Annotated in this window: 17 protein-coding genes; 3 read left to right on the plus strand and 14 right to left on the minus strand. The window is 68.6% G+C overall.

Features of this window, described 5'->3' with window-relative positions; genetic code table 11:
• Positions 1-14: 14 nt before the first annotated feature.
• Both ACSG06_RS01600 and ACSG06_RS01605 read right to left on the minus strand, forming a co-directional pair.
• On the minus strand, positions 15-1,379 hold the full coding sequence (locus tag ACSG06_RS01600) for an ATP-binding protein (protein WP_440988510.1): 1,365 nt from the start codon (positions 1,377-1,379) through the stop codon (positions 15-17).
• A 48-nt stretch (positions 1,380-1,427) separates the two neighbouring features.
• Positions 1,428-3,806 carry a flippase activity-associated protein Agl23 gene (locus tag ACSG06_RS01605; RefSeq protein WP_440988511.1) on the minus strand — a complete coding sequence of 793 codons (2,379 nt, stop codon included), beginning with the start codon at positions 3,804-3,806 and terminating at the stop codon, positions 1,428-1,430.
• Between the two features lie 189 nt (positions 3,807-3,995).
• Between ACSG06_RS01605 and ACSG06_RS01610 the strand changes: the two genes are divergently transcribed.
• The gene (locus tag ACSG06_RS01610) at positions 3,996-5,186 is read left to right on the plus strand and encodes a thiolase family protein (RefSeq protein WP_440988512.1); all 1,191 of its coding nucleotides are present in this window, start codon (positions 3,996-3,998) and stop codon (positions 5,184-5,186) included.
• A gap of 650 nt (positions 5,187-5,836) precedes the next feature.
• The gene (locus ACSG06_RS01615) at positions 5,837-6,607 is read left to right on the plus strand and encodes an ABC transporter ATP-binding protein (protein WP_440988513.1); all 771 of its coding nucleotides are present in this window, start codon (positions 5,837-5,839) and stop codon (positions 6,605-6,607) included.
• A gap of 21 nt (positions 6,608-6,628) precedes the next feature.
• On the opposite strand, the gene ACSG06_RS01620 is transcribed toward ACSG06_RS01615, so the two are convergent.
• On the minus strand, positions 6,629-7,069 hold the full coding sequence (locus tag ACSG06_RS01620; RefSeq protein WP_440988514.1) for a hypothetical protein: 441 nt from the start codon (positions 7,067-7,069) through the stop codon (positions 6,629-6,631).
• Between the two features lie 39 nt (positions 7,070-7,108).
• The gene (locus ACSG06_RS01625; protein WP_440988515.1) at positions 7,109-7,639 is read right to left on the minus strand and encodes a 2'-5' RNA ligase family protein; all 531 of its coding nucleotides are present in this window, start codon (positions 7,637-7,639) and stop codon (positions 7,109-7,111) included.
• 220 nt (positions 7,640-7,859) lie between these two features.
• Between ACSG06_RS01625 and ACSG06_RS01630 the strand changes: the two genes are divergently transcribed.
• A complete protein-coding gene (locus tag ACSG06_RS01630; RefSeq protein ID WP_440988516.1) occupies positions 7,860-9,110 on the plus strand; it encodes an outer membrane protein assembly factor BamB family protein in 1,251 nt (416 codons plus the stop codon).
• 21 nt (positions 9,111-9,131) lie between these two features.
• Here ACSG06_RS01630 and ACSG06_RS01635 read toward each other — a convergent pair whose 3' ends face one another.
• From ACSG06_RS01635 to ACSG06_RS01680, 10 genes are all read right to left on the minus strand, one after another.
• Positions 9,132-9,935 (minus strand): N-acyl homoserine lactonase family protein, encoded by an 804-nt coding sequence (locus ACSG06_RS01635; RefSeq protein ID WP_440988517.1) that lies wholly within the window; start codon positions 9,933-9,935, stop codon positions 9,132-9,134.
• Positions 9,936-9,998: 63 nt separating this feature from the next.
• Positions 9,999-11,915 (minus strand): cation:proton antiporter domain-containing protein, encoded by a 1,917-nt coding sequence (locus ACSG06_RS01640; protein ID WP_440988518.1) that lies wholly within the window; start codon positions 11,913-11,915, stop codon positions 9,999-10,001.
• A 114-nt stretch (positions 11,916-12,029) separates the two neighbouring features.
• Positions 12,030-14,012 (minus strand): AMP-dependent synthetase/ligase, encoded by a 1,983-nt coding sequence (locus ACSG06_RS01645; RefSeq protein ID WP_440988519.1) that lies wholly within the window; start codon positions 14,010-14,012, stop codon positions 12,030-12,032.
• Positions 14,013-14,121: 109 nt separating this feature from the next.
• Positions 14,122-16,065, minus strand: coding sequence for an AMP-dependent synthetase/ligase (locus tag ACSG06_RS01650; RefSeq protein WP_440988520.1), 1,944 nt, complete (start codon positions 16,063-16,065; stop codon positions 14,122-14,124).
• Between the two features lie 92 nt (positions 16,066-16,157).
• A complete protein-coding gene (locus ACSG06_RS01655) occupies positions 16,158-18,107 on the minus strand; it encodes an AMP-dependent synthetase/ligase (RefSeq protein WP_440988521.1) in 1,950 nt (649 codons plus the stop codon).
• A gap of 75 nt (positions 18,108-18,182) precedes the next feature.
• Entirely contained in the window at positions 18,183-19,094 is a 912-nt protein-coding gene (locus ACSG06_RS01660; protein WP_440988522.1) for an MBL fold metallo-hydrolase, read from the minus strand.
• Positions 19,095-19,144: 50 nt separating this feature from the next.
• Positions 19,145-19,699, minus strand: coding sequence for a hypothetical protein (locus ACSG06_RS01665; protein WP_440988523.1), 555 nt, complete (start codon positions 19,697-19,699; stop codon positions 19,145-19,147).
• Between the two features lie 71 nt (positions 19,700-19,770).
• Positions 19,771-20,535, minus strand: a complete 765-nt coding sequence (locus ACSG06_RS01670) for an SDR family NAD(P)-dependent oxidoreductase (protein WP_440988524.1) — start codon at positions 20,533-20,535, stop codon at positions 19,771-19,773.
• A gap of 91 nt (positions 20,536-20,626) precedes the next feature.
• Entirely contained in the window at positions 20,627-21,466 is an 840-nt protein-coding gene (locus tag ACSG06_RS01675; protein ID WP_440988525.1) for an oxidoreductase, read from the minus strand.
• A gap of 38 nt (positions 21,467-21,504) precedes the next feature.
• Positions 21,505-22,182 (minus strand): helix-turn-helix domain-containing protein, encoded by a 678-nt coding sequence (locus ACSG06_RS01680; protein ID WP_440988526.1) that lies wholly within the window; start codon positions 22,180-22,182, stop codon positions 21,505-21,507.
• Positions 22,183-22,274 lie beyond the last annotated feature (92 nt).

Genomic DNA, 22,274 nt, shown 5'->3' on the forward strand with positions numbered 1-22,274 from the left:
GCGGCTCGGTCCTCTCAGTCGTCGTGGTCGTGACTGTGGTCGTGGTCGTGGTCGCCGTGGTCGTGCCCCGAGCCGTCGCCCGCGATGTCGCCGCCCGCGACGAGTGCGTCGTGATCGCCCTCGATCATGTCCATGTTCTTCAGGTTGTCCCGCTCCTCGAAGTCGGCGACGGCGGCCCGCAGGTCCGCCTGGGTCAGCGTCGTGCGCTCCTCGGTGAGCGCATCGAGGACGGCCTCGCGCATGACCAGCCGGAGGTCGCTCCCGGTGAGGCCCTCGGTGATGTCGGCGATGGCCTCGGGGTCGAACTCCTCGATGTCCATCGCACGGGTGATGATGCGGAGGATGTCCGCTCGCATCGAGTGGTCCGGCTTCGGGAAGTTGACGATCTCGTCGAAGCGTCGCCACGCCGCCGCGTCGAGCTGGTCCGGGTGGTTCGTCGCGCCGATGAGCAGCACGTCGTCCTGGATGAGCGACACGTCGTCGATGCTCTTCAGCAGGGTGTTGACGGCGCGCTTGATGGCGTTGTGCTCGTCGCCGCCGCGGGTCTTCGCGACGAAGTCGAACTCGTCCATGAACAGGATACACGGCGAGAGCCGCTTGGCCACCTCGAACGTCTTCTCGACGTTCTTGGCCGTCTCGCCGAGGTACTGGCTGGTGATCATCGAGAGCTTCACCTCGACGAACGGGAGGTCGAGCTTGTACGCCAGCCCCTTCGCGGCGGAGGTCTTCCCGGTACCCGGCGGGCCGACGAACAGCAGCTTGCCGATCTCGCGCAGGCCGATCTCGGCGAGGTACTCGCGGTGCTCGATGGCCTTGACGACCTTCTGTATCTCACCCTCCTGCTCCTCGGTGAGCACGATGTCGTCGAGCGTCTGGTCGATCTCCTCGGGCGCCCGGATGTCGACGAGGTCGAGCATCTCCTCGTCCTCCTCGTCCTCGAACATCTCGTCGAGCAGCGAGTCGATCCAGACGCGGTCGGCCTGGATGGGCCGGTTGGCCTCGCGGGCCTCCTCGTAGGTGAGCCCGTCGAACTCGTCGGCGAACTCCCAGGCGAGGGTGGGGTTGCGCCGCAGCGTCTCGATATCGGCGCGCTCTTTGAACCAGTTCTCTGCCATCTCCGGCTGGGTCAGCTTCAGCTTGCCGGAGAACTCGTCGCGGTCGGTGAACAGCAGCTCGGAGACCGCGTCCCAGGGGTGGTCGATGCCCGTCGCCGCCCTGGTCGTCTTGTTCGTCACGGTGAGCGGTCGCTCGACCTCGCCGTCGGCGTAGAACACGCGTCGGAACCGCGGCGGGAGGTCGTTCTCGTCCAGCTCGCGGTTCTCGGTGTAGACGTCGGCGGTCAACAGGAACTCGACGACCGATAGCGCCGCGTTACTCATTCTTCCAGAGGTTGACGCCACGGCCGCTTAAGGCCGTCGGAGCGCCGATTACGTGCCGAGAACGGAGGAACCACCCGCTCCGACCGGCCGCGCCGCGCGAGCGAGCCAGCCGTCACCGACGATGCTCCGGGCCGCCGTCTGCAGCCTGTCGGTCGGCGCCGTCGAGGGCTGCACTGCCGAGTTCGACTGCTCCGGTGCCGGTACGTCGGCAGATTCGGAGAGCGCCGATTCGTTGACGTAGACGACGAACGGCGTCCCCGGGCCGAGCTCCTGGTCGGTCCGGTTGACCGTCGCGAAGCGCTGGAACTCGCGGGCCTCGTAGCCCTCCTCGATGAGCCACTGGTGGATGTCCTGTGCGTCGTCGCCGTTCTCGCCGTTCCCGATGGCGACGACGACCGGCGCGTTCGTCCGGTTGACCTGCCGGAGCGTGATAGCCGTGTCGTAGACGAAGCTCTCGCCGTCGGTCTGGTTCGCGCGGTGCTGGTACATCTCCATGTACCACATCAGCGTCCGGCGTTCGTAGTAGCCCTGCGAGGCTGGTGGCTGGAAGTCGTCGGAGATGTTCGACGTGTAGTACTCGTTCCCGTAGAACAGCACGTCCACGTCGTCGGGACCGCCCTGCTCGCGGCCGATGCGCTCGACGTCCTGCAGCGTGTCCTTCAGGTCCGTGCTGGAGGACTGGGCGTACTGCACGAGCATGTTGTCGGGGTCCTGGTCGTTCACGTACACCAGCCCGACCGCGGTCGTGGCGACCTGCCCGGAGACGAGCAGGAGGATGACGACCGTCAGCGCGACGCCGGCCGGGTCGTCGTCGGTGAACGACTCGATGCCCCAGCGGAAGACGATGCCGAGGCCGACCGCCGCCGGGATGGCCAGCGCGATGATGGCGTGGGTCGTCGCCCAGCCCGCGCGGATGTCCGTCGCGATGGGGTAGCCGAGCACGCTGACGAAGCCCCAGTACGAGGCGAGCGCGACGAGGTCGCGGGGGCCGTCGCTGCTGTAGCGGTCCACGACGAACCCGATGACGGCGAACGCACAGAGCACGAGCGCGGCGGCCTCCAGCACGTTCACGTAGTGCTCGAAGAACGCGAGGTAGGAGTTGCCGTGGTCGCTGGCCCACTGCCCGGTGAACTCCTCCCACGAGCCGACGATGGCCTCCCGGACGACCGCGAGGAACATGTCGGGGTCGCCGCCGGCGAGCTGCCCCAGCGAGTTCCAGAGGCCGATGTTCTGGCCGGCCTGGTCGGGGCCGGGCCAGCCTGCCGCGTACTGCTTCGTGTAGCCGCCGCCGCGGGGCGCGTAGAACAGCACGATGATGGCGAAGAACTCGACGACGAGCCCCACCGCGACAGCGACCGAGGTCCAGCCCGTCCGCCACCAGTCGATGTGCCGGTCGATGAGGCCGTTGACGTTCCCACCCGCGAGCGTGCCCCACGAGCCGCGCAGGTCGAACGGCAGCACCCAGTCGAGGTAGTCGACGAGCACGCCCCAGACCGTCAGGTCCTCGGTCACCGGGGCGCGGAACAGCCGGTGGTCGAGCAGGAGCGCCGCCGCGCCCAGCCAGCAGACCGGGTAGAGCAGGGCGTTCTCCTTCGTCGTCATCGCGAGTGCGAGCGTCGCCACCCCGGCCGCGAGGTACCGACGCTGGCGCTCGTCGTAGTACCGCAGGAAGAACCCGACGGTGAACGCGACGAACACGACCAGCGGCATGTCCGAGCGCATGAACCGGGAGTAGTACAGGAGAACCGGATTGAACGCGAGGAACAGACCGAGCGCGACGACCTCGGTGTCCCGCAGGTGCTTCCGGTAGAGCCACGCCGAGAGCGGCAGGATGGCTCCGAGGATGGCGACAGGGAGCCGTGCGCTGAAGTCCGAGGGGCCGAGCAGCTGGAACACGAACCTGTCGACGTGGAACAGGAACGGCCCGTGGACGATGGGGCGGTACTCGTACGCACCGGTCTCGAGGTACCGGAGCACCCAGTACGCGACCCGGCCCTCGTCCTGGTGGACGAGCCGCTCGCCGAGCCAGACCAGCCGCGCGGCGAGCCCGGCCACGGCGATGAGCACGAGCGCGCCGAGCGTGCGGGGGCTCGACGGTCGGGGGTAGTCGTCGTTGCCCGCGAGTCCACCCGGTTCGGGCCCGTCCGTGTCCGTCCCGTCTTCGGCCGGTGCTTCGTCGTCGGCCACCGGGTCGGCGGTCGTCCACTCGTTCCACTCGTCGTCGGCGTCGTCGTCGGCGTCGTCGGCTCCGGCGTCGTCGGCTCCTTCGTCCGCGGGCGCGTCGGGCGACTCGTCGGCGGGGGTGCCGCCCGGGGCGCCGTCGTCGTCCTCGTCGGGGTCGTCCGTCGTGGTGGAGGGCGACGACCCGCCGTCGGCACGGAGGGCGTCCGCCGGAGGGCTGGCGGGCGGCGTGGGGTCGTCGGTCATTACTCGCTTCCAGCGAGAGCGTGCCTAAACCCTTTTTGGGTTCCGTTCGTCGCCCCGACCGCCGGATTCCGGCTCCGTGTCGGGACGCTGGAACGATTCCCGGCGCTCGCGAGCGGTCCGAATAAACTCTCGGCCCGATTACTGCCCGTTCAGCCGTGATTTAAGGTGGTGCCTCCCCACGCATCTGGTATGCCAGGACACACGCCCGTCATCGCGGCAGCCTACCGGACACCCCAGGGTCGCCAGGGTGGCGTCTACGAGAACACGCGCGGCGAGGACCTCTCCATCCCGCTCATCGACGAGATACTCGCCGAGAACGACCTCTCCGGCGAGGACGTCGACGACCTGATGTGGGGCTGCGCCCAGCAGCGCGGCGAGCAGGACAACAACGTCGCCCGCATCATCGCGCTGATGTCCGAGCTCGGCGAGAGCGTGCCCGCGACGACCATCAACCGCTGGTGTGCCTCCTCCATGCAGGCGGTCATCTCCGCGGCCGACGCCGTCGCCGCCGGGAACCGCGACTGCATCATCGCGGGCGGCTTCGAGCACATGACCCGCGTGCCGATGGGCGGCGGGATGGAGAGCCGGAACTTCCACCAGGCGTTCCAGGAGATGTACAACATGGTCGAGCTCCAGATGGGCATGACCGCCGAGAAGGTCGCCGAGGAGTACGACGTCTCCCGCGAGGCTCAGGACCGCTACGCCGTCCAGAGCCACCAGCGCGCCGCCGCCGCCACCGAGGAGGGCCGCTTCGACGACGAGATCATCCCCATCGAGGCCGAGGTCACCGTCGAGGAGGACGACGAGGGCGAGCCCGTCGAGACCGAGACCCGGACCATCACCGAGGACGAGGGCATCCGCCCCGGCACCGACTTCGAGACGCTCCAGAGCCTCCCGCCGGCGTTCATGAAGGACATCACGGCCGGCAACTCCAGCCAGATCTCCGACGGTGCGGCCGCGACGCTCGTCACCTCGAAGGAGTTCGCCGAGGAGCACGACCTCGAGATCCTCGCCGAGGTCGGCATGAACAACGTCGCCGGCGTCGACCCCACCGTCATGGGCATCGGCCCGGTCCCGGCCACGCGCGGCCTGCTCGAACGCAACGGCCGCGACATCGAGGAGTACGACCTCGTCGAGCTCAACGAGGCGTTCGCCTCCCAGACGGTGTACGCCCGCGAGGAGCTCGGCATCGACGAGGACATCTTCAACGTCAACGGCGGCGCCATCGCCATCGGCCACCCGCTCGGTGCCTCCGGGGCCCGGCTCCCGGTGACGCTCATCCACGAACTCCGCAAGCGCGGCGGCGGCCTCGGCCTGGCGACGCTCTGCGTCGGCTTCGGCCAGGGTGCGGCCATCGAGTTCGACGTCAACGGGGAGTAGACGCCTTCGCGCTGACTTTTTGGCCCAGCTTTTGCGAGCGACGAGCGCAGCGAGGAGCGAGACAAAAGGTGGTCGTGCCAGGGTGCGGCCATCGAGTTCGACGTCGACGGGGAGTAGACGCCTTCGCGCTGACTTTTTGGCCCAGCTTTTGCGAGCGACGAGCGCAGCGAGGAGCGAGACAAAAGGTGGTCGTGCCAGGGTGCGGCCATCGAGTTCGACGTCAACGGGGAGTAAGCGATCTTTCTGCTGTTTTCGTCGTTTCGAGGTGGAGGGTGACGACGCTCCCCGACCAGCCGACTGGCGCGCGGCTGGCGAGCGTGCCGAAGGCCGCTCGCCGTACTCGTGCGAGGGCTGAGCGACGCGAGAGCGAAGCTCTCGCTAGTCTGAGCGCGTCGCGCTCAGGCACCGGAGCGGAGCGAGGAGCGCAAGCGGCTGGGGAGGCGTGAGGCGCGGTGCGGGGTGGGACTGAACGCGGGGGCTTTCTGTCTGGTTTCGGGTCAGGTGGGTCCAACGAACGACACATCGTTTCAGCTGCCACCCGAGACTGACCGCCGCCCGAAACCACCCCTGCCGAACATCCTCAATCGACTTTTCAGGTCCGGAAACAGCCACGGTGCCTTCATACCGCCAGCCCCCGAACGACTCGGACAATGACCGACGCGGCCATCGTCACGGACGGCCTCACGAAGGAGTACGACGGGGAGACGGCGGTCGGCGATCTGGACCTGCGCATCGAGAGCGGCGAGGTGTTCGGCTTCCTGGGGCCGAACGGCGCGGGGAAGACGACGACGATGCGGATGCTGACGACGCTCACCCGGCCCACGTCGGGCAGCGCGCACGTCGCCGGCGAGCCCATCACCGACCGGGAGTCGGTGACGCCGCACATCGGCTACCTGCCGGAGGAGCCGCCGCTGTACGAGGAGCTGACGGGGCGCGAGCAGCTGGAGTACGTCGCGGGGCTGCGGGATATCCCGGACGCCGAGGCGGCAGCGCGTATCGAATCGCTCCTCGAACGCTTCGACCTGCTCGACGACGCGGACAAGCGCATCGACGCGTACTCGAAGGGGATGCGCCAGAAGACGGGCGTCATCCAGGCGGTGCTGCACGAGCCCGAGGTGGCGTTCCTCGACGAGCCGACCTCGGGGCTGGACCCGCGGGCGGCGCGGACGATGCGGGACACCATCGCGGACCTCGCGGACCGGGAGATGACGGTGTTCCTCTCGACGCACATCCTGCCCGTCGTGGACGAGCTGGCGGACCGCATCGGCGTGCTCCACGACGGGCGACTCGTCGCGCAGGGTGCGCCCGAGGAGCTGAAGCGGCGCGCGGAGACGGGCGAGGCGCGGAGTCTGGAGGACGCGTTCCTCGCGGTGACGACGACGGAGGAGGCGGCGGCGCCCGCGGAGTCACCAGCGGAGTGACCGTCCTCGGCCGACCAGGGATTACGGGCTGTCGGGCTCGCACGGCTGGCCGTCCGTCGACCCCCGGAACGCGGGGTTTGGGCCGGGGTGAACCTCCACGACGACCTTGTAACAGTGCTCCTGACCGGCCAGGTCCTCGACCGACTGCCATTCGGAGTCGGACAAACGCCCGAAATGGACCCCCACCCACCAGTTCGCGGGCCGGGATTCGAACGCCGGTGGGGCGATCAGTTCCTCGTCGACCCGCTCGTCCGTGGCACCGTCGAGTTCCACCGACTGCTCGAAGGAGATGGCATCGCCCTTCGCCAGCCGTACGTTCACCGAGCGGGTCTGTGTGTCGTGGTTCTCGACGGCGACCTGCACGAGTCGTGGGCGGGGCGCCGGTTCGAGGAGTTCGGACGCGACGGCGACACCGCCCGTGATTCCCGCCGTGCCCAGAGCGAGGAGGGTACGGCGTCGCATACGAACCGGTTCATTCCCGACGGTACGTGTCTTCTCCCGTCACAGCTCCACGCGCGAGCAGATGCGCGTCTCGGTGCCGTTGGACTCCAGATGCGCGAGGTCCCGGATCTCCATCTCCCAGTCGAACTCGCGGTCGGACAGGAAGGTCACCACGTCGCCCGCCAGCTCCGCGTCGAGGCTGTGGTACGCCAGTGTGACGTGGGGGAACCACCGCTCGGGGTGGTAGTAGTCGTCGGCGCGGTCGGCGAAGTCGGTGAGCCGGGACCAGAGGCTGTCGTGGAGGTCGGCCAGCTCCGGCGAGCGCGCGACGGGCAGGTAGATGACGGGCGCGGCGGTGAACACGCCGAGGCCGCCGGTGCGGACGGTGAACGGGTCGACCTCCGGGCGGACGGAGTGGAGCCGCGACTCGACGGTCGAGGCGTCGTAGGTCTCCGCGACGTGGTAGGAGACGTGCGGCGGCGGCAGCTCCGAGGCCGGGTCGATACCGAACTCGTCCTCGAGATCCTCCCAGACGTCGAGCACGCGCTGGTGGTGTTCGTCGGGCAACGTCGAGATCACAGCCGAGTTCATCGTAGGTCACGCAGCCGCCGACGAGTCACTCCCCCGTCGCGTCGGACATGCGTCAGACGCTTCGGGGGTCTGTGAGATAACGTTGTTGGCGAACCTACCTGTTCACGGAGACGAACGCGACGCCACCGCCTCCACTCGGTGCTGCGACGGGACCGGCACCCCGGCGTGACAGGTCAGCACTCACAGAAAGCACTTACAGGCAGGTGGTGACGTGGCGGCCATGCAACGGTCCCGCCGTGCCCTCCTCGCGAGCCTCGCCGCCGGTGCGTTCGCTGGCTGCACCGGCGACACGCCCAGCGACGAGACCGACCCTGCCGCGACGACCACCGGCCGAACCACATCTACCGACCCCACCGCGACGAGCCGCCCGGAGCCCGAACAGCCGTCGACCGTCGACGCCGACTGGCCGCTGCCAGCCGCCGACCACGGGCTGAGCAATGCCAGCCTCGACACCGCCGGGCCGACCACCGAAATCGGTGAACTCTGGCAAATCGACGCCGAGTCAGAGCTCTCGGGGCCAGTTCTCGCGGGCGGAACCATCTACGTCGGCGGGGGCGACGGCACCGTACACGCGTTCGACGCCCGCGACGGCACGGTGTGGTGGGAGCAGTCGGTCGGCCCGTCCGCGGGAACGCCGTGGGTCGTCGACGACAGCCTCCTCGTCCCCACCGACGACGGTGTCGTCTCGCTCACCACGGACGGGCAGACCGAGAACTGGCGGGCCGAGACGCCGGTCCGTGCAGCGTTTCTCGTCGCACCCCACGGCGTCTACTACGTCCCGGACGGCGAGGGCCCCGAACTCGTGAAGCTCGCGCTCTCGGACGGGAGCGAACGGTGGCGTGCCGACCTCGGCGAGGGGGTCGCACCACCGTCCTGGACACCCCCGGTGTTCGCCAGCGACGACCTCGTCTACGTCTCGACGGGGACACACGCCGCCGTGCCGTGGCAGTTCGACCCCGAGAGCGGCTCGTACGTCGGCGACACCGAGCTTCGCGGCACCGGCCGCGGCCACCACTTCCCGGGCGAGAAGTACTACCTCGACGGCTCCGTCTACGCCTCTGATTCGTACTACGGCGACTTCTGGGCGTTCAGCGCGAAGCCGGACGCGTACGGACGACGCTGGCAGACGGAGTTCATGGGCGTGAGCGCCGTCCTCGGGGGCGAACTGATCGCCGGCGACGGCGAGCGCATCTTCGCCCACAACCGTTCCGAGGGTTCGTTCCACGGGCTGTTCGAGGGCGCTGGCGGCGACTGGTCGTCCGACTCTATCGGCGAACTCGTCGCTCGTCCCGCCGTCACCGACGAGACGGTGCTCGCGCTCACCGCGGACCGGCTGTACTGCTTCGACCCGCAGGATGGAGCGCGTCTGTGGGACCGCTCGCGCGAGGGAATCGGCACCGAGATCGCCGTCGCGGACGACCTGCTCTTCACGACCGACGGCGGGACGCTCCGGGCGTTCCGGTCGGTGTGAGCCGCGCCAGGGAGGTTCGGCCTACTCCAGCGCCGCCGGGGGTTCCGGGAGTCGGCCGATGTCGTCGGGGTCGTGGTGGACGTACACGTCGGCGTCGGCCAGTTCCGCCCGGCGCTTGATGGCCTGGATCGATTCGACGGAGTCCGACAGCGAGTGCGCGAACGACGCGGCCAGCTCGCCCTCGTAGCCCTCGCGGTGGTTGGCGGCGTCGATGGCGAGGATGACGCTGCCGGCGTCGGACAGTTCGACCTGCACCGACTGGTGGCCCGGTGAGTGCCCCGGCGTCGGGAACGCGACGACGCTCCCGTCGCCGAACACGTCGTACTCGCCGCGGACGGCGGTCACGTCGTAGTCCATCCGGCGGAGGTGGTGGAAGTCGCCGGTGACGTAGAACAGGCGCTGGACGCCGTCGGGGTAGAACGCGTAGCGCAGCTCCTCCTTCTGGACGACGAACTCGGCGTCGGGGAACAGGTCGAGGTTGCCCGCGTGGTCCGTGTGCAGGTGGCTCATGACGACCACGTCGATGTCCTCAGGCGCGTAGCCGATACTGTCGAGCAGGTTCACGAGGTGCTGGTCCTCGTTCTGCTCCAGCGTCTCCAGCAGCGGGGCCATGTGCGCCGCGCCGGCCGGACCGTAGGACGCGGGGTCGGCGACCAGTTCCGGGCTGACGCCCGTGTCGACGAGCACCGTGCCCTCCGGGTGTTCGACGAGGTAGGCGGGGCAGGTGCCGCGGTACGGTTCGCCGGGGTTCTGCATCTGGACGGCGGCGGAGAAGTCGAACGTCCAGTGGGCGGTGTTCAGCGTGTAGAGTGCGGTCGCTGACATGTGCTGTCCTTGGGAGCGGACCTGCTTAAAGGGGCGCTCGGCGCCGACCGGGCCAGCAGTCGGTCAGTCCTCCGGGTGACAGAACGACATCGCCTCGCGGACGCTGTCACGTTCGCCGAGCAGGGTAAGGTTGTCGCCCTCCTGCAGCGTGAAGTCGGCGCCGGGGACCTGCACCTCGCCGTCCCGGGAGACCAGCGCCACGAGACAGCCCGGCGGCAGCTCCGGCCCGATCTCCGACAGCGTCCGACCGACGAGCTCGTCCGAGGTGACCGTTATCTCCTGGATGTCACCCTCCTCGCCGAAGTGGGTGATCCAGTCCGAGAGCGCGGGCCGCTCGATCTCGTTGTCGATGGCCCACGCGGTCGCCATCGCCGAGGAGATGGTCCGCACGCCGAGGTCCTCGAACGCCTCGACGTTGTCCGAGTTGTTCGCCCGTGCGATGACCGTGTCGACGGAGAACTTGCTGTTCGCGAGCTGTGCCACGAGGAGGTTCGCGTCGTCGTCGCCGGTGGCGGCGACCACGATCTTCGCGTTGTCGGCACCGGCGGCACGCAACACGTCCGTGTCGGTGCCGTCACCCTTGTGGACGGTGAAGCCCGCCTCGCGGGCGAGCTCCACTATCTCCGGGTTCTGTTCGATGATGACGACGTTCTCTCCCCGGTCGTCGAGGCGGTCGGCGAGCGAGCGGCCCACCTGTCCGCCTCCGATGATGAGTACACGCATTGGTATGACGTCGAGTGCTTCCGCGATCTGCCTGGCGAGTCCTGCCTCGAAGACGACGGTCAGCAGGATGACGAGGAACACCGCCCCGACGAGAGTGTCCGCGCCGCCAGGGTTCGTGCTCTGGAGTTCGAGTGCGAACAGCGTCGCGACGGACGCCGGAATGATGCCACGGGGGCCGACGAGGCTGATGAACCAGCGCTCCGACCAGGTGAACTGCCCACCGGTCGTGCTCGCGAACACCAGCAGCGGCCGGAGCACCAGCGCGACGACGAGCACCAGGGCGATGCCCTGCCAGCCGAGGCCGAGCAGCTTGTCGAACTCCAGGAGCGCGGCCAGCGCGATGAACACGAACGAGAGGACGATGAGCGTCACGTCGCCCTTGAACTCCTCTATCTGCTCCTCGTAGGGCAGGTCGGCGTTCCCGAGGACGATGCCCGCCGTCGCGACGGCGGCGACGCCCGCCTCGGAGGCGATCTCGTTTGCCGTCGCGAACGCGACGACCGCACCCGCGAGCGTCAGCAGCCGCGCGTTCTGCGGCGCGTTGTCCGGCGAGAGGTCGATGTGGCGGAGCACGTACCAGACGATGCCGGCGACGACGAGCCCGATCACGACCCCCGTTCCGAGTCGCCGCGAGAACTCCTCGATGTAGATCTGGACGCTCGCCTCCTCGATCTGGAGCACTTCGAAGATGACGACCGCGAGGATGGCGGCGGTCACGTCGTTGACGATGCCCTCGGTCTCCAGTGCCGCCTCGACGCGGTCGCGAACCGCGACCACCTCGAGGATGGGCGTGATGACCGTCGGCCCGGTCGCGACGAGCAGCGCACCGATGACCCCGGCGATGGCCCACTCGGTGCCGAGGAGGTACCGGACGGCGACGGTCGTCCCGATGAACGAGACCGCCGCCCCCAGCGTGACGAGCTTGACGTTCGCGGAGGGCGCCTCCCTGAGCTTCGATATCTTCAGGTGGAACGCGCCCTCGAAGACGATGACCGCCACGGAGAGGCCGACGATGGTCGACAGCGCACCGCCGAACGTGTCCTGGGTGACGATCGGGTCGATGAAGGTGACCCAGTTGCCGATGCCCTCCGGCCCGACGAGGATACCGGCGAAGATGAGGAAGAGCACGCTGGGCACCCGGTACCGGTCGCCGAGTATCTGTGCGACGACGCCGAGCGCGACGATGAGCGCGACGATGAGCGCGAGATGGCCGGCGCTCTCGCCCGCGAGGACCACGCCTGCGAACACGTCAATCACGGCGGACACCCATGTACCCGGGTTGTTGGAGCCGTCGCGTATAAACGACCCGTTTGCGGCCAGCGAGTTTCGGGGCGTCCCCGAAGAGACCCGTTTCGCCCGCGCTCGGGACCCTCAGTCGTCGGCCTCAGCCGGCTCGGCGCGCTCGTCCTCGCCGTAGATCTCCTCGACGAGGCGGTCGTACCGGTCCTTGATGTTCCGGCGCTTCTTCTTCATCGTCGGCGTCATCATGTCGTTGTCCTCGGTGAACTCCTCCTCGGCCAGCCGGATCTCCTTGATCTGCTCGTGCTTCTCGAAGCGCTCGTTGACCGCCTCGACCTCGGCCTCGATGGTCTCGTGCGCCCAGTCGTCGTCACAGAGCGCGTAGTCGTCGTCGGGCAGGTCGACGCCCTCCTCGGCGGCCTGCTCCCGCAGCGCCTCGAAGTTCGGGACGACGAGCGCGGAGATGAACTTCTCCCCGTCGCCCATCACCATCACCTGCTCGACGAGGCGGTTGGAGACGAACGCGTCCTCGATGGGGGCGGGCGCGACGTTCTTGCCGGTCGAGAGGACGAGGATCTGCTTCGACCGCTCGCGGAAGACGAGGTAGTCGTCGGGTCGCCTGTGGACGATGTCGCCGGTCTTGAAGAAGCCGTCCTCGGTGAACGCGGCCTCGGTCTCCTCGGGCTTGTTCCAGTAGCCGTCGGTCACGTTCGGCCCGCGGATGAGCAGCTCGCCGAGCTTGCCCATCGTGTCCGTCGCCTCGCCCTCGGGGACGACCGAGGTGTCGATGCGGACGTCGATGTCGTGGTAGGCCGGGCCGATGGTGCCGATCTTGACCTCCTCCGGCGGGTTGCTCGTCACGACGGGTGACGCCTCGGTCAGTCCGTAGCCCTCGTAGATGGGGAGCCCCATCCCGTGGTAGAGCGTGCAGAGCTCGTCCGAGAGGGTGCCGCCGCCGCTGATGAGGTAGTCGACGTTGCCGCCGAGCGCCTGGCGCACGTCGCTGAAGACGAGCTTGTCGGCGAGCCAGTAGCGGGCCTTCAGGAGCGTCCCGGGCCGGTCGGAGCGGTAGTACTCGCGGCTGACGCCGGTCGCCCAGTTGAAGATGCGCTCCTTGAAGCCGCTCTCTGCGGCCTGCTCGCGGATGGCGTCGTAGATCTTCTCGTACACCCGCGGGACGCTGGTGGCCGTGTTCGGCTCGACGGCCTGGAAGTCCTCCTTCAGCGTGTCGACGCTCTCGGCGTAGCCGACACAGCCGCCGGCCGCGAAGATGAGGAAGTGGCCGGCGGCGCGCTCGAAGACGTGCGCCAGCGGCAGGTAGGACACCGTCCGGGTGTTCTCGTCGATGGTCGGGAACGAGCTGGACTTCTCCGGCCGCGGGCCGTACCGGCGGTACATCTGGTTGACGTTCGACCGGAAGTTGCGGTGGGTCAGCCGTACGCCCTTCGGCTGGCCGGTCGTCCCGGACGTGTAGACGAGGCTCGCGAGGTCCTCGACGTCGGTCTCGTCGAGCCACGACTCGAACGTGTCGCGGTCGAAGCGCTTCCGACCCTGTTCGTACACCTCTCCGAGCGTGTAGACGCCGTCCTCGTCGTCGTACTCGGCGGGGAGGTCGTCCATGCAGACGACGAAGCGGATGGTCAGCGAGTCAGAGACCTCCAGCACGCGGTCGAGCAGCTCCTGGTTCTCGACGACGACGCCGGTCGCGCCGGGGTCGTCGAGCAGGTAGCGCACCTGTGCCGGCGATGACGACTCGTAGACGGTCGTGACGACCGCGCCGGCGGAGAGCAGGCCGAAGTCGCACTGGGCCCACTCCATCCGCGTGTCGGAGAACAGCCCCACCCGGTCGCCCGCGCTCACGCCGAGCGCCCGGAACCCCGCCGCGAGGTTCCGGACGATGTCCTGCATCTCGCCGTAGCTGAGCGTCGCGTAGCCGTCGCTCGGTGCCTCGTCTACGGCCCCCACCGTCTCGAGACTCCGGTCGTGCACACCACCTTTGTACTTCTGTGCCGGTCGGTCCGGGTGTCGGTCCGCGCTGTCGTGGAACATCCGTGCCAGGGTGTTCATCCCTGTCACGTCGTCCGAGAACTCTTTCTCTGCCTCCCGCCAATCCATGACTGGACGCTAGCACGACCCTTGTATGATAAAAGGTTATGGCAGTTTCGCCCGTTTCCAGCAGTTCAAGCCGTGCCTGCAGCCTGTTCTTCCATGGTGGCGGGGGGTGTCATTCCCCGTATATCTCCGCGACGAGGTGGTCGTACCGGTCGAGGATGTTCCGCCGTTTCTTCTTCAGCGTCGGCGTCAGCAGGTCGTTCTCCTCGGTGAACTCCTCCGGCACGAGCTCGAACGACTTGATGCGCTCGTGCGATTCGAAGTCCTCGTTCACGGCCTGGACCACCCTGTCGACCTGTTCGCCCACCCACTCGGAGTCGGCGAGCGCGTCGTCGTCGGCCGGGAGGTCGACGCCCGCCGCCGCGGCCGCCGCCCGCACGCCCTCCGGGTTCGGGACGATGAGCGCCGAGACGAACTTCTGCTCGTTGCCGACGAGCATGCACTGCTCGACGAGGTCGCTCGCCGCGAACGCGTCCTCGATGGGGGCGGGCGCGACGTTCTTGCCGGTCGAGAGGACGAGAATCTGCTTGGCACGCTCGCGGAAGACGAGGTAGTCGTCGGGCCGGCGCTGGACGATGTCGCCGGTGCGGAACCACCCCTCCTCGGTGAACGCCGCCTCGGTCTCCTCGGGCTTGTTCCAGTAGCCGTCGGTGACGTTCGGCCCCTTCAACAGCAGTTCGCCCGTCTCGCCGAGCGTGTCGGTGAACTGCTCCTCGGGGACGACGGACTTGTCGAGCTTGATCTCCATCTGGGCCAGCGGCGGCCCGATGGTGCCGATCTTGATCTCCTCGGGCGGGTTGCCGGTGACCGCCGGCGAGGTCTCGGTGAGGCCGTACGCCTCGTAGATGGGCAGCCCCATGCCGTTGTAGAGCGCACAGAGCTCCGATGAGAGCGTCCCGCCACCGCTGATGAACCCGTCGATCTCGCCGCCGAGGGCCTCCTTGACGCTGGAGAAGACGAGCTTGTCGGCGACCTTCAGCTTGAGCCCGAGCAGGAAGCCGGGCGAGTTGCTGTGGAAGTGCTCGCGGCTGACGTCGGTCGCCCACTCGAAGATGCGCTTCTTGAACGCGCTCTCTGCGGCCTGCTGGCGGATGCCGTCGTACATCTTCTCGTACACCCGCGGGACGCTGATGGCCATGTTCGGGGAGAGCTTCGGGAAGTCCTCGGTGAGCGTGTCGGGGCTCTCCGCGTAGCCGACGCAGGCCCCGTTCGCGAACATGAAGAAGTGCCCCGCCGTCCGTTCGAGGACGTGCGCCAGCGGCAGGAACGAGATGGACTGTGTCGTCTCGTCGACGTAGGGCACGTCCATGTCGTGGTCCTTCGGGCCGTAGCGCGGGAGCGCCTGGTTCAGGTTCGACCGGAGGTTCTCGTGGGTCAGCTTGACTCCCTTCGGCTGGCCGGTCGTCCCGGACGTGTAGATGAGCGTCGCGAGGTCCGCGAGCTCGGTCTCGTCCAGCCAGGACTCGTAGGTGGCCTCGTCGTACGCCTCGTCGCCGTGTTCGTACAGCTCCGCGAGGGTGTAGATGCCGTCCCGGTCGTCGTACTCGGCGGGGAGCTCGTCGATGGAGATGACGAAGGAGAGGTCGAGCTGGTCGACCACCTCCAGCACGCGGTCGAGCAGCGTGGCGTTCTGGACGACGACGCCGGTCGCACCGGGGTCGTCGAGCAGGTAGCGCACCTGTGCCGGCGAGGAGCTCTTGTAGACGGTCGTGACGACGCCGCCCGCCGCGAGGATGCCGAAGTCGCACTGCGCCCACTCCATCCGGGTGTCCGAGAAGATGCCGACGCGCTGGCCGCGTTCGAGCCCGAGCGTTCGGAACCCGGCCGCGAGCCGGCGGACGACGTGGCGCATCTCCCCGTAGGTGAGCGTCGCGTACTCGTCGTCCGGGGCCGGCGGGTACGCCACGTCCGTCATCGACCGCTGGTAGATACCGCCCTTGTAGCGCTGGGCGTCGCGGGCCTCGTGGTCCGCAGCCGACGCCTCGAACAGCTCCGCGAGCGTGTCCGAGCCCAGCCGCTCGTGCTCGTAGTTCTCCTCGAGTCCCTGCCAATCCATGGCACACGAATCGGCCACCCGTCTGTTAAACCTTGAGGCCGGACGTTGACAGTCCAAGGTAGGACCGCGTCACCGGGTGGGAGCCGCAGCCGTCACTCCGCGTAGATCTCGTCGATGAGGTCGTCGTGCACGTCGATGATGTTCCGGCGCTTCTTCTTCATGGTCGGCGTCATCAGGTCGTTCTCCTCGGTGAACTCCTCGGTGACGAGCCGGAACTGCTTGATCTGCTCGTGCGCCTCGAACTGCGGGTTGATGCGGTCGACCTCCTCCTGGACCCGCTCGCGGACGTACTCGTCGTCGACGGCCGCCTCGTCGTCGTCGGGGAGGCCGGTACCGTTCTCGGCTGCCTCGGTCCGGAGCCGTTCGAGGTTCGGGACCATGAGCGCGCCGACGAACTTCTCGCCGTCGCCGACGACCATGCACTGCTCGACGACCGGCGAGGCGGCGAAGGCGTCCTCGATGGGTGCCGGCGCGACGTTCTTGCCGGTCGAGAGGACGAGGATCTGCTTCGAGCGCTCGCGGAACTCGATGTAGCCGTCGGGGCGCAGGTGGACGATGTCGCCGGTGCGGAACCAGCGCTTGCCGTCCATCTCGGTGAACGCCTGGGTCGTCTCGCCGGGCTTCTCCCAGTAGCCCTCGGTGACGTTCGGGCCGTGGACGAGCAGCTCGCCGACCTGTCCGGGGTCGTCCGCGAACGTCGCCTGCTCGACGACCGCCTCGTCGATGTAGATGTCATCGTCGACGACCGGCGGCCCGATGGTGCCGATCTTCGGCTCCTCGGGCGGGTTCACCGCGACGACGGGCGCGGTCTCGGTGAGGCCGTAGCCCTCCATGATCGGCAGTCCCATCGCGTGGTACAGCGCACAGAGCTCCGGCGAGAGCGAGCCGCCGCCGCTGATGAGGAAGTCGACGTTCCCGCCGAGGGCATCGCGCACCTTCTTGAACACGAGCCGGTCGGCGAGCTTGGCCTTCGCCCGGAGCGCGACGCCCGGGTCCTCGGTCTCGTGGTAGTCCACGCCGACGTCGGTCGCCCACTCGAAGATGCGCGAGCGCAGGTCCGACGTCTCGGCCTGTTCGCGGATGGCGTCGTAGATCTTCTCGTACACACGGGGGACGCTCGTCGCCGCGTTCGGCTGCACGGCCGCGAAGTCGTCGCGGAGCGTGTCGGGGCTCTCCGCGTAGCCGACGCAGGCACCCGCGGCGAACATCTCGAAGTGGCCCGCCGTCCGCTCGAAGACGTGCGCCAGCGGCAGGTAGGAGACGGTCCGGGTGTGCTCGTCGATGACCGGCAGGTCGCCCTTGTCCGGGCGCGGGCCGTACCGCTTGCGGATCTGGTTGACGTTCGCCCGGAAGTTGCCGTGCGTGAGCTGGACGCCCTTCGGCTGGCCGGTCGTGCCCGAGGTGTAGATGAGGCTCGCGAGGTCGTCCCACTCCCGGGAGTCGACCCAGGACTCGTACTCGTCGCGGTCGAACAGCTCCGCGCCGCGGTCGTGGACCTCGGCGAGCGTGTGGATGTCTTCGCGCTCGTTGTGGCCCTCGAGGCTGTCGATGGAGACGATGAACTCGAGGTCGAGCTCCTCCTCGACCTCCAGCACGTGGGACAGCGCGTCCGCGTCCTCGACGACGACGGCGGTCGCGTTCGGGTCGTCGAGCAGGTAGCGGACCTGCCGGGAGGACGAGCCCGAGTAGACCGTCGTCACGACCGCACCGGCGGCGAGCAGGCCGAAGTCGCACTGTGCCCACTCCATCCGCGTGTTGGAGAAGATGCCCACCCGGTCGCCCGCGCCGACGCCGAGGTCGCGGAAGCCGGCGGCGAGGTGGCGGACGATGGTCCGCATGTCGTCGTAGCTGATGGCGCGGTACTCGCCGTCGGGTGCCGCCGGGACGACGGTCTCCGTCAGCGAGCGGTCGTAGACCCCACCTTTGAACATCTGTGCCGGCCGGTCCGCGTGCCGCTCGGCGCTGTCCTCGAACATCCGGGCGAGGTTCGTCTCACCGGTCACCTCGTCGGTGTACTCTCGCTCCGCCTCCTGCCAGTTCATACCACACCCCTGTACTGCAGGCGGGATAAAAACACCTGAACTTTCGGTCAGTTTCTCCCCGACGGCGCGACCGGCTCAGTCGTCCCGGCTGTCGAGGTACCGGAGCACGCCGCGGACGTTCATCGCCGTCTCGCCGCTGGCCTTGCGCTCGCCCCAGACCGCGCGCATCTCGGTCGTCTCCGCGAAGTGCTCGACGACGGCATCGTCGTCGCCGAGCTCGTCGCGTTTCTCGGCCACCGTCGCGACCCACGACTCCAGTCTGGCCTCGTACTCGGTGAGCCGGTCGTCGGTCTCGGCGGGCCCGAAGTGCGGGTACAGCAGCGTCGACGGCTCGAACGACCGGATGGTCTCCACGTCCGCGAGCGCCTGTTCGAGGTCGAACTGCGGCGGGGGCGTCGTCTCCCGCACCACGTCGAGGCTCGGGACGTAGATGCCCGCCGCGTCGGCCGTGAACACCGCGTCGTTCGCGGGGTCGTGGAACACGTGCTGGTGGGGGGCGTGCCCCGGGGCGTGCGCCGCCTGCAGCTCACGGTCGCCCAGGTCGATGGTGTCGCCGTCGGCGAGCGTCTCGATGCGCTCCTCCGGGACGGGCTCCGGCTCGGTGTACCACTCGATCTGGTCGCCGACCGCGGCCTTCGTCCCCTCCCAGAGCCGGGACGGGTCCGCGAGGTGGCGCGCGCCGCGCTCGTGGACCCACACCGTCGCGTTCTCGCAGGCCTCCGCGAGGAAGCCCGCCCCGCCCGCGTGGTCGAGGTGGACGTGCGTGACCACGAGGTGCGCGACCGCCTCGGGCGCGATGTCCAGTTCGGAAAGCGCCGCGAGGATGCGGTCGTGGTGCGTGCCGATGCCGGTGTCCACGAGCGCGACCTCGTCGGCGTCGAGGACGTACACCGCGCCGTACTCCGCCGTGCCGTACATGCCGGTGTCGACGTAGTACAGGTCCGAGCACTCGCCCGTCGTGACTTCGTCGACGTCGCCTGCTGCCATACGTGGTGGGCCGTGCCCCCGGGTGAAAAGCCTGTCTCGTGGCCGCCGGCCTACCGCCGGAGGTACCAGCCGACCACGCCGAGCAGGCCCCAGACTGGGAGGAAGAACACCGCCACGACGAGGCCGTCGGCCACCGTCAGCGCCGCCCCGGCGACCTGTCCGGCGGCCAGCTGGTCGCCGAGCGTCGGCACCGAGAGCCCGAGCGGGAACACGATGGCGGTGGCCGCGAGCGCCAGCGCGGCGAGCCCGACCGCGTCCGACAGCGACCGCTGCCGGGCGATGGCGACCGTGCCGGCGAGCCAGACGGCGGGTGCGGCGACGAGCGCACCCCCACCAAGCGGGACCATCGTCGCCAGGAACGTCGTCAGCCCGAGGGCGCCGCCGGCGAGGATGCCGACGACGAGGACGGTGATGCGTGTGCCCTCGGACCGCTGGCCCGCAGGGTGACCTGCTCGCTCGCTGGTCAGCGCGTCGCGGAGCGCGGCAGTGTCGGGGTCGGGCTGGAGGTCGACCTCGCAGTGCATGCAGTGGCGGCTCGTCGCGCCGACGCGGCCCCCACAGGCCTCACACCGGTGGTCGTCGGTCACCTGCCGTTCGGTCGTCACGGCCCTCCGTACACCGGCACCCGTATTGAGCCTCTCGGCAGCACCGGCACAGAATCGACGCCAGTGCCGACTCAGACCTGTCCGGTCGGCCGAATCAGCAGCTCGTTCACGTCGACGTGGGCGGGTTGACTCGTCGCGTAGACGATGCCGCGAGCGATGTCGTCGGCGTCGAGCGTCGGCAGTTCCATCTCGCCGAGCTGTTCGAGGATCTGTTCGTCGGTGATGTGGGTCGGCAGTTCGGTCTCGACCGCGCCCGGCTCGACGACGGTCGTCCGGATCCCCTCGGTCGTGACCTCCTTCCGGAGCGCTTCGGTGAAGCCGTTGACGCCGAACTTCGTCCCGTTGTAGCCGCTGAAGTTCTCCGACGCGAACCGACCCGCGACCGAGGAGACGTTGACGACGTGACCCGTCTCCTGGTCCTGCATCACTGGCAACACGGCGTGCGTGAGGTTCATCAGCCCGAGCAGGTTGACCTCGACCATCTGTCTGAGGTTCGAGCGCTCCGCGCGTTCGAGCGGTTCGACGAGCATCACGCCGGCGTTGTTCACCAGCACGTCGATGCGGCCGTACTCCGCGACGACCGTCTCGACCAGCTCGTCGATGTCGTCCGCCTCGGTCACGTCGGTCGGGACGACGAGCGCGCTCCCGCCAGCCGTCTCGATGCGGTCCGCGACGGCCTCCAGTTCGTCGACGCGACGGGCGGCGAGCACGACCGTCGCGCCCTCTGCAGCCATCGCTTCGGCGGTGGCCTCGCCGATTCCGGAGGACGCCCCGGTGACGATGGCGACGCTTCCGTCGAGTGGTGTCTCGCTCGTCGAAGTGGTCTGGTCTGACATCACCACATCGTACCGGCGAGAGACGGGAGAGTCGTGTGCTTACAGACAAGCCCGTTTAAGTACTCTGCCGGGGGCTCGACGCCTCGAAGTCTCAGACCATGTAGTCGACGACGCGGTCGTACACCCGGTCGCCACCGAAACGGCGGGCGGCGATGAGCGGCTTCGCGTACCTGCCGACGGCGTAGCGCCGGTTCGGGTCGCGACTGCGGACGGCCGTCCGGATGGCGTCCGCGACGACCGCGGGGTCGGAGCCGTCCTCGGCGTTCTCCGCCGACGCCTCGGCGATCTCGTGGGCCAGTTCGGCGTATGGGCCGTCGCCGCTGCGTTCGAGCAGTCCGTCGACCATGATGTCGCCCCACTCCGTGCTGATCGCGCCGGGTTCGACGACGACCACGTCGATGCCGAACTGCGCCAGCTCGTAGCGCAGACAGTCGCTCCAGCCCTCGAGCGCGTGCTTCGTCGCGTGGTACCACGCACCCATCGGCGTCCACACCTTGCCGCCCATGCTGCTGATGTTGACGATGGTGCCGTCGCCCTGCTCGCGCATCACGGGAACGACGAGCTGGGTGAGCCGGGCGAGCCCGAACAGGTTCACCTCGAACTGGTACCGGGCGTCCTCGATGGGCGTCTCCTCGACGCTGCCGTAGAGCCCGAAGCCGGCCCCGTTGACGAGCGCGTCGATGCGTCCGAACTCCTCGGTGACGGTCTCGACGAGCGTGAGGACGTCCTCCTCGTCGGTCACGTCGGTCGGGACGACGCGAGCCTCGCCACCGGCCGACTCGATGCGCTCCGCGAGTGCCGCCAGTTCGTCCTCCCGTCGGGCGGCGAGCACCACCGTCGTGCCGTCGGCTGCGAGTGCTTCGGCGGTCGCCGCCCCGATCCCCGACGATGCGCCGGTGACGATCGCTACCTCTGTCGTGCTGTGTGTCATCGTAGAGTCGGACGCCGCCAGCTCCCGAATGAGTGATGCTAGCTGGTAAGCTCGTTCAAATACTGCTCCGGGCCGAGCGTCTGACTGATGAGCTGCTCTTCCGCCCGTCTGAGGAGGTCCGACGCCGACGCAGCGGTGATGTCGAGCTCGTCGGCGAGCTCCTGCGTCGAGAGCTGCCGGGGCGAGTCGTAGTACCCCCGGGAGTACGCGACCGAGAGCGCCCGATGCTGTCGTTCGGTGAGGCCGAATCGGTCGCGTTCGCCGGGGTGTTCGGGGTCGGCGGCGATGGTCAGCAGCTCGAACGGGATGTCGTGGACGGCACACCGGTCGCGGAGCGTCTGGAACGCGTCGAAGTCGGAGAACACCTTCTGCTCTCGCAGCCCGTCGCGCGTGACCGTCGCGTCCAGCAGCACGCCCTCGAACTCCGAGTGGTCGTGGGACGCGGCAAGGCCCGAGTCGTCCTCGATGGTCAGCTGGTAGAAGTGGCCGTCGGCGGTCCGGCCGATCTCGGCCGCGTCGACGATCTCGGGCTGGGCGTCGAGCTCCCTGTCGAACGCGTCGCGGGAATCGGCGTCGATGGTGACCGTGACGAGGAGCCGACCGTCGGCGAGCTGGACCGTGTTCGAGACCGAGATCTCCCCGCTCGGAATCGCGTTGGCGAGCCCGACGAGGGGGAGTGCGGGGTCGGCGAGGAGGATCTCTGCGACGATTGCCATACCCGACAGAGCGCGTCGAGCTATTTAATCCGCTCCCACCCCGCGACGGCGCTGACGCGCCCTTCCCGGCTGGCCTTGCCGCTTCGGCTCCG

The organism is Haloarchaeobius baliensis, from assembly GCF_052060055.1.
GTDB lineage: Archaea > Halobacteriota > Halobacteria > Halobacteriales > Natrialbaceae > Haloarchaeobius > Haloarchaeobius baliensis.